Genomic DNA, 9,335 nt, shown 5'->3' with positions numbered 1-9,335 from the left:
GCACCCCGCTACGACGTGGGCAAGACCGTCAAACGCCCCGAGACCCTCAAGGCCATCGGTAAACCCGGCAGATCTTGGTAGATAAAGAACAAGCTTACGGCGCGAGCCGTAAGAAGCTACCTCCTTCGGGGGGAAGAGCGTCAAGGCAGTAGCCGTGTCGCCGCGGGCATGCCGGTGATGTGTCCCTTCCTCTGTCCGTCCACGGTAACGGTCACTGATGCGGTCCCCAGCCGGAGACCGTCCGCGCGAAGCGGCCCGATCGCGGGAGCGTCCAGGGGGCTTAGATGCACCACGCCCGAGGGCAGGTCGGGCCGCAGACCCAGCAGCGACGTCAGCAGGTTCACCCCCGCCGCGGCCGCCCAGGCCTGAGGCCGGCAGGCCGCGGGGTAGGGCACCGGACGATCTCCGGGCCGGTGTTGCTCACCGGCGTGCAGTTCCGGAAGCCGGTAGTCGAACGCGGACGCGGCCTCCAGCAGCCCGCCGAGCAGGGAAGCGGCAACGTGGGCGTGGCCGGTTTGCGCCAGCCCGGCGACCACGATGGCCGTGTCGTGGGCCCAGACCGATCCGGTGTGGTAGCCGAGGGGGTTGAAGCCCCGGGCCTCGGCGCTCATGGTCCGCAGCCCCCAGCCGCAGTCCATGTCCGGCAGGCTGAGCCGGTGGGCGACGACCGCGCACTCGTCCGGGGCGAGGATGCCGGTGCCCAGCAGGTGGCCCATGTTGGAGGCCACCCCTTCGACCGGCCGCTTGGCGCCGTCCAGGGCGATCGCCACGAAGGGGCCGTGCCCGTCCTCGACCCAGAATGCCGATCGGAAGCGGTGGGCAAGGCTCAGGGCCCACTCACGCCATTGCTCGGCGCCCGGCCTGCCGAAGGCTTCCAGCAGGTCGGCGCCCGCCAGTGCGGCCTCGTAGGCGTAGCCCTGTACCTCGGCGAGGGCGATCGAGGGTTCGGCGAGGCGGCCCGTGGCGGACTGGACGGCGTCCTCGGAATCCTTCCAGCCCTGGTTGGTCAGTCCGGTGTTCCTGAGTTTCAGGTATTCGACGAACCCGTCGCCGTCGGCGTCCGCGTAGTGGCGCATCCAGTCCAGGGCGCGCTCGGCGGCGGGGACAAGCGCCGCCACCTGGTCCTCGGGCATGCCCCACCGCCAGGCTTCGGCCAGCAGGGTTACGAAGAGGAGGGTGGCGTCGACGGTGCCGTAATAGAGCGGGGGCAGTGTGCTGCTGGCGTCGCGGCGCAGTTCGTGCATGATCTTGCCCGGTTGTTCCTCGGTCGCCGGGTCGTGTGCGGTGCCCTGCCGCCGGGCCAGGGCCCGCAGGGTGCCGGCCGCGAGTTCCGTGCCCAGGGGCAGCATCATGCGGGCCGCCCACAGCGAGTCGCGGCCGAACAGTGTCAGGTACCAGGGCGCGCCCGCGGCGAGAAAGCGGTCCGAGGGGTCACGGGGGTCGGCGAGCAGCAGGGCCGACAGGTCGTCGAGGCTCCGGCCGAGAAGGCGGGACAGACGGGGGTCGGCGCAGGTGACCTGCGGTGACGACCACGGGGGTGGCCCGGGCAACGGTGCGGCCACAGCAGGGGGCCGTGTCCTTGCGGTTTGTGCCGGAGCTTCGAGAGTCAGGCTCGCCGCCCACGACTGCCCGGGCGCCAGTTCGACGTTCCAGGACAGGGCAGGGGCATGGCCGGGTTCGGACTGGTGCGGCGCGGGGATTGCGGTCAGGGTGACAGCCTGCTGCCCGGCGGCCTTCCAGGTGAGTCCCGAGCCGGAGACCGTCGCGGGCAGCGCTGCCCGGGGGCGGCCCGCCTTCACCTCGGACATGTCGGACAGGTCGCAGGCGGCCTCGAGGCGCAGGGTCAGGGTGGTGTGACGACGGGCATGGTTGGTCACTGTGATGCGTTCGCAGTCCCGCCCGGCTGCGCGCACTCGTTCCACGAGGACCGTGGGATCGGGGGTGAGGTCCGCGTCTTGCCGGTGGACCGCAAGGAACCGTGTATGCCGCGCGTCACGGCTGTGGGCGGCCACGGGCTCGGGTTCCCTGCCGCCCACGGTGAGCACCAGGCGGCTGAGCAGTCGGGTGTCGGATGCGTAGAAGCCTTCAGCCGCCTTGCTGATCTGGCCGTCGGGAGAGGACAGCACGAGGGTCGGGGCGTCCAGGTTGATGACCGCGTCGTGGATGAACGGCTGGGGTGTCCAGTCCTTCACTGTGACTCCTTCGAAGGTGGGGGCTGCCTGTGCGACCCCTGGGGGGATGTGACGGTGCCGCAGGTCGCGCGGCGGAGCGGGGGATGTCGGCGACCCGGGTGTGGCAGTGCGTTGGCCGGGTGCGCAGCCCGTGCTGCAAAAGGGACAGGAAGTCGCGGGCCGGCCGTCGTCAGGAGCCGGTGCCTGCAAGGGTCCGCACGATGTCCGGCAGGTCGTTGAGTAAGCCGTTCGGGTCACAGTTCTTTGTCACCGCCCAGCCGATGAGCGACTTCAGCTTCATCAGCACGGGTCTCCAGGAGCGCTTGCCGGCGCGCAGAACCGGGCGCTCGGCAATTGGCCGAGGCAGACCTGCAGCGGTTTTCGGGCCCTGCCCGCGCTCATCGCTCCTGCCGCGGTGGCGGCCACCAGGAGCGTGTCGTGACGGTCGGCGAACGCCTGCACATGCGCGTCCTGGTACACGGATTTGAGGAACGTCCCGACTTGCCGGCGGTGCCCGTTCTGTTTGGGTGCCATCATCCAGTCCGTGACACCGGTGACCGCGCGGGACGGTCCGGTGCGGCCCGGCACGGGCGCCACGGCCAAACGGATGCCGCTGCTTCCGGCTCGCCGCATCAGCGACGGGTCGCCGTCGGGAATGCCCGTCTCGCCGCGAGTGAGCGAGTCGTAGGCTTCCTGACGGTCGGTGCCGACCGGGTCGGGTCCGCTGAGCACCGGACGCACGAGTTGGTGCCCGATCCAGTCGAGGGTGCGGAGGTTCTCCGGTGAGTCGAAGGCGTACCGGCCGGCTTCGTCGGTGCAGCCTTCGCCTCCGCTGAGCAGCCAGTCGAGGGTCTCCGGCGGGAACTCCCCGGCGCCCGGCGGCAGCCCGCAGGGTACCGGCACCCCACACGCTTGAACCGGTCGGCGTCGGCGGCGAGCTGCGCCCAGGTGCGCGGGGGCGCGGGCATGCCCTCCCGCTCGAACAGGTCCTTGTTGTAGATGAGCGTCCTCGTGCCGGCGGCGAAGGGCATGCCGTACTGCTCTCCGTCGATCGTGCCCCCGTCGGCGAGGGCCGGCAGGAACGACGCCTGTCTGCGGATCGACAGCAGCTCCTCGACCGGGTAGAGGCGTCCCTGCGCCGCGCAGTCGCTGAACGACCCCGCCTGCGCGATGCCCGCGGCACGACCTTGCCGCACCAGGGAGGCCGCCTTCCTGTCGGCCTCGCTCCCGCCGCACAGGCCGATCCGCAGCCGGATCCAGGGGTTGCTCGTCCCGGAACGGGGCGGCCAGGCCGTCCCAGTAACGGCGAGTGCCCTCCCCGGGCCGGTCTGCGCAGTCCGTGGCAATCAGATGGAGGGTGACCACCTTGCCCCCGCCCGCCGGGGTGCCGCATGCGGGTACCGCGAACGCCACCAGGGTGGCGGCAGTCGCCGCGGCCGTCCTCGTGCGCAGTCGCCCTGTGCGTACGTCGGTGATGCTTTGTGTCATACAGGTTCTCTCCCTCCCCGGCCGACCCAGGCTTCCCGATGGCCGGCTGAGGCGGCTTGGTGTGGTCCGGACGGCTTGTGGCGGTGGCTCGTCCGGGGCGGACCGCGTTGTCGGCCCACCCCGGAGCCCTGGTTGGTGACTGTCAGGGGGCCACACCCGTCCGCCGGGCGTGCATCCGGTCCGTCCCGGGACCGGTACCGCCCTGTCCGTGAGCCCGCCACGCCTCGAACTTGTGCCGGCGGATCAGCCCTTGACCGCTCCTGCGGTCAGTCCCGCGACGATGCGGCGCTGCAGGACGAGCACGAGCACGATCAATGGGATCGCCACGATCACGCCCGCGGCCATCTGTGTGCCGAAGGGCTGCTGGTACTGCGAACTGCCGGTGAATTTGGCGATGGCCACCGTCACCGGCTGGGAGGCGAGTGTGAGCGACATCGCGCTGGCGATGAGGTACTCGTTCCACACCGCGATGAACACCAGGAGTGCACTGGTGAAGACCCCGGGTGCGGCGAGCGGCAGCAGGATCTTGCGGAACGCCTGGGCTTGTGTGCAGCCGTCGATCATCGCTGACTCCTCCAGATCCCAGGGTAGTTCGCGCAGGAAACTGGTGAGGGTCCAGATCGCGAGGGGCAGTGCGAAGCTGATGTCCGGGACGATCATGGCCTGGTATTGGTCGATCCATCCCCAGTTGCTGAAGAGCTGGAAGACAGGGGTCAGCAGGGCGACACCGGGGAACATCGAGGCCGCCAGGACGGTCGCCAGTGCCGCCCGCTTGGCGCGGAATGCCAGTCGTACGAAGGTGTACGCGGACAGCACACCGATCAGCATGACCAGGACGGTGGTGGTACCCGCCACGACGGCGCTGTTGCGCAGGGCGTAGAGGAAGTTGTTCCGCCCGCTGAAGACGGCCCGGTAGTTGGCCAGGGTCGGGGATTTCGGCCAGAGGTCGTTGTTGAAGATGTCGTTCGGCCCCTTCAGGCTGGAGACCAGCATCCAGTAGAAGGGGGCGAGGCAGAACAGGACGATGACGGCCACGCTGAGGGCCAGACCGGTCTTGCCGAGCCTGCGCCGGGCGGCGGGCGTCAGTCCCCGCCGCCGGGCCGGTGCGGGACCTGAGTGTTCCCGCCCGGGTGCCCGCCGGCGGTTTCCCAGGGTGGATACGGGCCCAGGGTGCGCTGTGGTGGGCATTCAGGACTCCTTGCCTTCCTCGGTCGGCATCAGACTGCTGCCGAGGAACCGTACGAACAGCAGCGCGACCACGAAGATCAGCAGGAAGGTCAGCGTGGACAGGGCGGAACCGTAGCCGAACTTGGTCTGTTCGACGGACGCCTGCACGACGAGCATCGACAGGGTGGTGGTGCCGTTCGACCCGCCGGTCAGGATCTGCGGCAGGTCGTAGATGCGCAGCACGTCCAGCAGGCGGAACAGCACGGCGACCATGAGCGCGGGCATCAGCAGGGGCAGGGTAATGCTGCGGAAGCGGCGCCAGGCGCCCGCGCCGTCCACGCGGGCGGCCTCGTGCAGTTCCTCGGGGATCAGCTGGAGCCCGGCGAGGACCAGCAGCGCGAGGAAGGGCGCCGTCTTCCATGTGTCGGCGATGACCACCGCCCACCGGGCCGGCCACTGACTGCCCGTCCACAGCACGGTCTTGCCGAGCAGGTCGTTGACGATGCCGTCGGGCTGGAGCATCCACCGCCACAGCACACTGGTGAGCGCGGTGGGGATGGCCCAGGGGACCAGCACGCTGGCGCGTACCAGTCCCCGGCCGCGGAAAGCGCGGTGCATGACCATGGCCATGGCCGTGCCGATGAGGACTTCCAGCACAAGAGTGAAGACCGAGAACTGGACGGTGACCTGGACGGCCGACCAGAAGTCGGCCGACGCGTCTCCCGTGAGCGCCCTGCGGTAGTTGCCGAGCCCGATGAACTCGGGTTTCCCGCCGATGGTGTCGCTGAACAGGGAGAGGTACACGGCCTTGACGAGGGGGTAGCCGATCACACCTGCGAGCAGGAGCATCGCAGGGGCGATCAGCCACCAGGCCAGCCGTGCCTCACGGCGGCGGCGGCCTTGGTGTGCCGGGGGCGGCGGCGCCGGTTCGGCGCGTGGATGGACTGCGGTGGACACGGGTGCCTCCTGAGGTCGGTGCGCGGCCGGCGGTCAGCTGTCGCTGCCGACCTGCTTCAGTTCCTTGGCGAGGTCGTGGAGTGCCTCTGCTGAGCTCTTGCGGCCCTGCAGCGCCTCGTAGATCTCGCGCTGGATGTGGAGGCTGGCGTCGTTGTAGGCGGGGACCTGCGGCCGGGGACGGGCGTTGAGCAGGCTCTGGCGCAGTGCGGGCAGGTAGGGGAAGCTCTGGGAGAGCTTCCTGTCCGTGTACAGCTCGGTCAGCACCGGCGCGTTGGAGAGGTCCTCGACCTCGACGCGCTGCACCTCGGGGCTCTCCATGAAGGCCATGAAGTCGAGCACGGACTTCGGGTGCTTGGAGTAGGTGCTGAGAGCGAGGTTGGCGCCGCCCAGCGTGGAGGCTCCGGTGCCGTCGGCGCCGGGCAGCGACGTGACTCCGACCTTGCCCGCGATGGTCGTGTCGGAGCCCTTGGTGTTCGCAAGGCTGTAGACGTAGGGCCAGTTGCGCAGGAACAGCAGGTCACCCTTCTGGAAGGATCGGCGGCCGTCCTCTTCCTTGTAGGTGATGGCCTTCTTGGGGATGTAGCCCTGGCGGAAGCCGTTGATGAGGAAGTCGATGCCCTTCTTGGCCTGCGCGCTGTCGACCGTGACCGAGCCGTCGGGGCCGTAGACGGATCCTCCGGCGGAGTTGATCGCCTCGCTGGCGTTGACGGTCAGTCCTTCGTACTGGGCGAACTGGCCCGCGTAGCAGTCCATGTGGTGCTTCTTGGCGATGCCGCAGTCACCGACGAGGTCCTTCCAGGTGGTCGGCGCCTTGCCGACCAGGTCCTTGCGGTAGAAGAGGAGTGCTCCGGCCGAGGCCATCGGCGCCCCGTAGAGGTCCCCCTTGTACCTGGCGGTCTGGACGGCCGCCGGGAGCATGTCCGCCACGGGCAGTGAGCCGGCCTGGAGCTTGCGCACCCATCCGCGGGCGGCGAACTCGGACGTCCAGACGACGTCCATGGCGACCGCGTCGAAGCGATCGCTGCGGGCCTGGAAGTTCTGCACCAGGGTGGAGCGCTGCTCGTCGGCGGACTCGGGCAGCTCGATCAGCGTGACCTTCTCGTCGGGGTGCTGCTTGTTCCACACGTCGAGGATCTTCGACTGCAGTTTGCCCGTGGTGTCCTTGCCCATGGCGAGGGTGAAGGGTCCGCGGCCGTCGGTGTTCTTGCCCGCGGCGCCGTCCGGGGTCGATCCGGCGCAGGCGGTGGCCGCCAGCAGGGCGGTGCACGTGAAGGCGGCGGCGGCTGCGGCTCTGGCGTTTCTCATTACTGCTCCTTCGTGGTGGTGACACGGCCGGCGACCGGTCACGGGGGCCGCGGCCCAGGCAGGGCCGGCAGATATGAACGTTCAAACGTGTGGGCGTGAAGAACGAGGGCCACTTTGTGGCTGCTCGGGTCACGGACGTCGGGTGCGGGGCCATTGGCGTGTTCCGGCCGATGGCATGTCTTTGCGGTCGTCCCTATCGCTCACCTGCAGCGGGCCGGCCGGCTGTGCGGGGGCCCGCAGTCCTGCCCTTCCGGACGGCCGCCGTGCGGCCGCGAAGGAGCACGGCTCATTCCCGCGCAGGGCCCGGGGCGGTCCCAGAACCCAGCCGGACGGGCTCCCGGTCGAGAAGCCACCAGGCGGCGCTGTTGGCGGCCAGCTTCCCCTCGTCGCAGGGCGTACTGGACAGCACCGGTTGACCGGGCGCGGGAGCGGCGACAGGTGAGTTCGAGAAGTTCACGGCGCACAGGAAGCCGTTGCCGCGGGTGAAGACGATGGTCTCCGGCGGCCCGGCCAGCCAGCGCAGCTCCGGGTCGCGCAACGGGGCAAGACTGCGGCGCAGTTGCAGGGCCTCGCGGTAGAGGTGCCAGCTCGACCCGCCGTCGCGCCGCCTGCTCTCCACCGAGTACGAGGCGAACCAGTCCGGCTGGGGCAGCCAGGTGTCGGCACCCGCTGCCCCGGAGAACCCGAAGGGTGCCTGGGTTCCCGACCAGGGCAGCGGTACCCGGCATCCGTCCCGGCCTCTCTGCGGGTCACCGGTGGCGGTCACGATCGGGTCGGTCAGGACGTGCCGCGGCAGACCGGTGACCTCGGGCAGCCCGAGCTCCTCGCCCTGGTAGAGGTAGGCGCTGCCGGGCAGGGCCAGCATCATCAGCGCTGCCGCGCGGGCCCTCGCCGCCCCACGATCCAGGTCCGGTATGTCGCCGAGGCCCAGCGAGCGGCTGTACCGGGTGACGCTGCGCTGCTGGTCGTGGTTGTTCAGCACCCAGGTGACCGGAGCACCCGTGGAGGCGATGTCCCGCAGCGCGGCATCGATCCGCAGGGCGAAGGCGTCGGCGTCCCAGGGAGCGTGGAGCAGATCGAAGTAGAACGCCTGATGGAGTTCGTCCGGGCGCAGGTAGAGGGCCTGGTCGGCCGGGGTCGGCACGGCTACCTCCCCGACGAGGACGCGCTCTGCGCCGTCCACGGCGGCGTATGAGTCGCACAGGGCGCGCCAGCGGCGCCACACGCCGTGGACTTCCGGCTGGTTCCAGGCCAGCGGGTTCACGGCGTCCCTGGCGGCCTCGTCGGCGTTCGGGTCAGGGGAGTCCGGCAGTCCCGGGTGCTTGTAGAGGCCGACCGCGACGTCGATGCGGAAGCCGTCGACACCCCGGTCCAACCAGAACCGCAGGACGTCGTCGAAGTGTTCCCCCACTTCGGGGTTGCGCCAGTCGAGGTCGGGCTGATGGGGGGTGAACAGGTGCAGATACCACTGTCCGGGCCGTCCGTCGGGCTCTCGTACGCGCGTCCAAGCGGGTCCGCCGAACATCGCGCGCCAGTTGTTGGGCGGCAGTTCCCCGTTGTGCCCGCGGCCGTCCGCGAAATGGAACCGGTTCCGGGCCGCGCTGCCCCGAGCCGACCGCAGGGCTTCCTGGAACCATGGGTGCTGGGCGGAGCAGTGGTTGGGCACGACGTCCACGAGGACCTTCAGACCGAGGCGGTGCGCGTCGTCCACCAGCCGGTCGAACTCGTCGAGGTCGCCGAAGAGCGGGTCGATCGCACGGTAGTCAGCCACGTCGTAGCCGTGGTCGTACTGAGGGGAGGGGAAACAGGGGCTGAGCCACACGCCGTCGACGCCCAGGGCGGCCAGATAGGACAGGCCACTCCTGGCACCGCGCAGGTCTCCGACGCCGTCGCCGTTCCCGTCACGAAAACTGCGCAAGTAGACCTGGTACATCACGGCATCGCGCCACCACGGCGCGCGGGGGATGACCATCGGACAGTGACCTTTCGGGCAGCCGGCATCAGCCGGCGGACATGGGGCCCCTGGGACTCGGAGGCTCCGGCGGGACGGCAGGCGGGAGCCACTCCGCAGAGCTGGCTCGGTCGAGGGGGGTGGCTTACGTCCTGTCGCGGGCGTCCCTCCCGACCGGCGGGCGACCGAAACCCCACAGCGCCGGCCCCCGGCCCGCCCGGGGGGCGGCGGCGCGGGCCGCGGTGGCGAAGCCGCTTCGCTACAACAGCGCCGCACTGCTGTGCGCGGTGTCGGGC

The 9,335-nt window shown here is 70.1% G+C and carries 6 protein-coding genes and 1 pseudogene; all 7 read right to left on the bottom strand.

The window, feature by feature from the left end:
* Positions 1–140: 140 nt before the first annotated feature.
* The gene (locus ACFW2E_RS21920; RefSeq protein WP_384468748.1) at positions 141–2,192 is read right to left on the bottom strand and encodes a glycogen debranching N-terminal domain-containing protein; all 2,052 of its coding nucleotides are present in this window, start codon (positions 2,190–2,192) and stop codon (positions 141–143) included.
* Positions 2,193–2,471: 279 nt separating this feature from the next.
* Positions 2,472–3,074: a hypothetical protein gene (locus ACFW2E_RS21915; RefSeq protein WP_384468749.1), complete on the bottom strand. Its 603-nt coding sequence runs from the start codon at positions 3,072–3,074 to the stop codon at positions 2,472–2,474.
* A gap of 41 nt (positions 3,075–3,115) precedes the next feature.
* Positions 3,116–3,367: pseudogene (locus ACFW2E_RS21910) on the bottom strand (extracellular solute-binding protein); the annotation flags it as partial.
* 535 nt (positions 3,368–3,902) lie between these two features.
* A complete protein-coding gene (locus ACFW2E_RS21905) occupies positions 3,903–4,847 on the bottom strand; it encodes a carbohydrate ABC transporter permease (RefSeq protein ID WP_384468747.1) in 945 nt (314 codons plus the stop codon).
* Positions 4,848–5,783 carry a carbohydrate ABC transporter permease gene (locus ACFW2E_RS21900; protein WP_384468746.1) on the bottom strand — a complete coding sequence of 312 codons (936 nt, stop codon included), beginning with the start codon at positions 5,781–5,783 and terminating at the stop codon, positions 4,848–4,850.
* A 33-nt stretch (positions 5,784–5,816) separates the two neighbouring features.
* A complete protein-coding gene (locus tag ACFW2E_RS21895; RefSeq protein WP_384468745.1) occupies positions 5,817–7,088 on the bottom strand; it encodes an ABC transporter substrate-binding protein in 1,272 nt (423 codons plus the stop codon).
* A 286-nt stretch (positions 7,089–7,374) separates the two neighbouring features.
* A complete protein-coding gene (locus tag ACFW2E_RS21890; RefSeq protein ID WP_384468744.1) occupies positions 7,375–9,060 on the bottom strand; it encodes a glycoside hydrolase family 13 protein in 1,686 nt (561 codons plus the stop codon).
* Positions 9,061–9,335 lie beyond the last annotated feature (275 nt).

It is taken from the genome of Streptomyces sp. NPDC058964 (genome assembly GCF_042741275.1).
Lineage (GTDB): Bacteria > Actinomycetota > Actinomycetes > Streptomycetales > Streptomycetaceae > Streptomyces.
The sequence above is the reverse complement of the archived record's forward strand: the minus strand, read 5'-3'. Positions and strand labels throughout refer to the sequence as shown.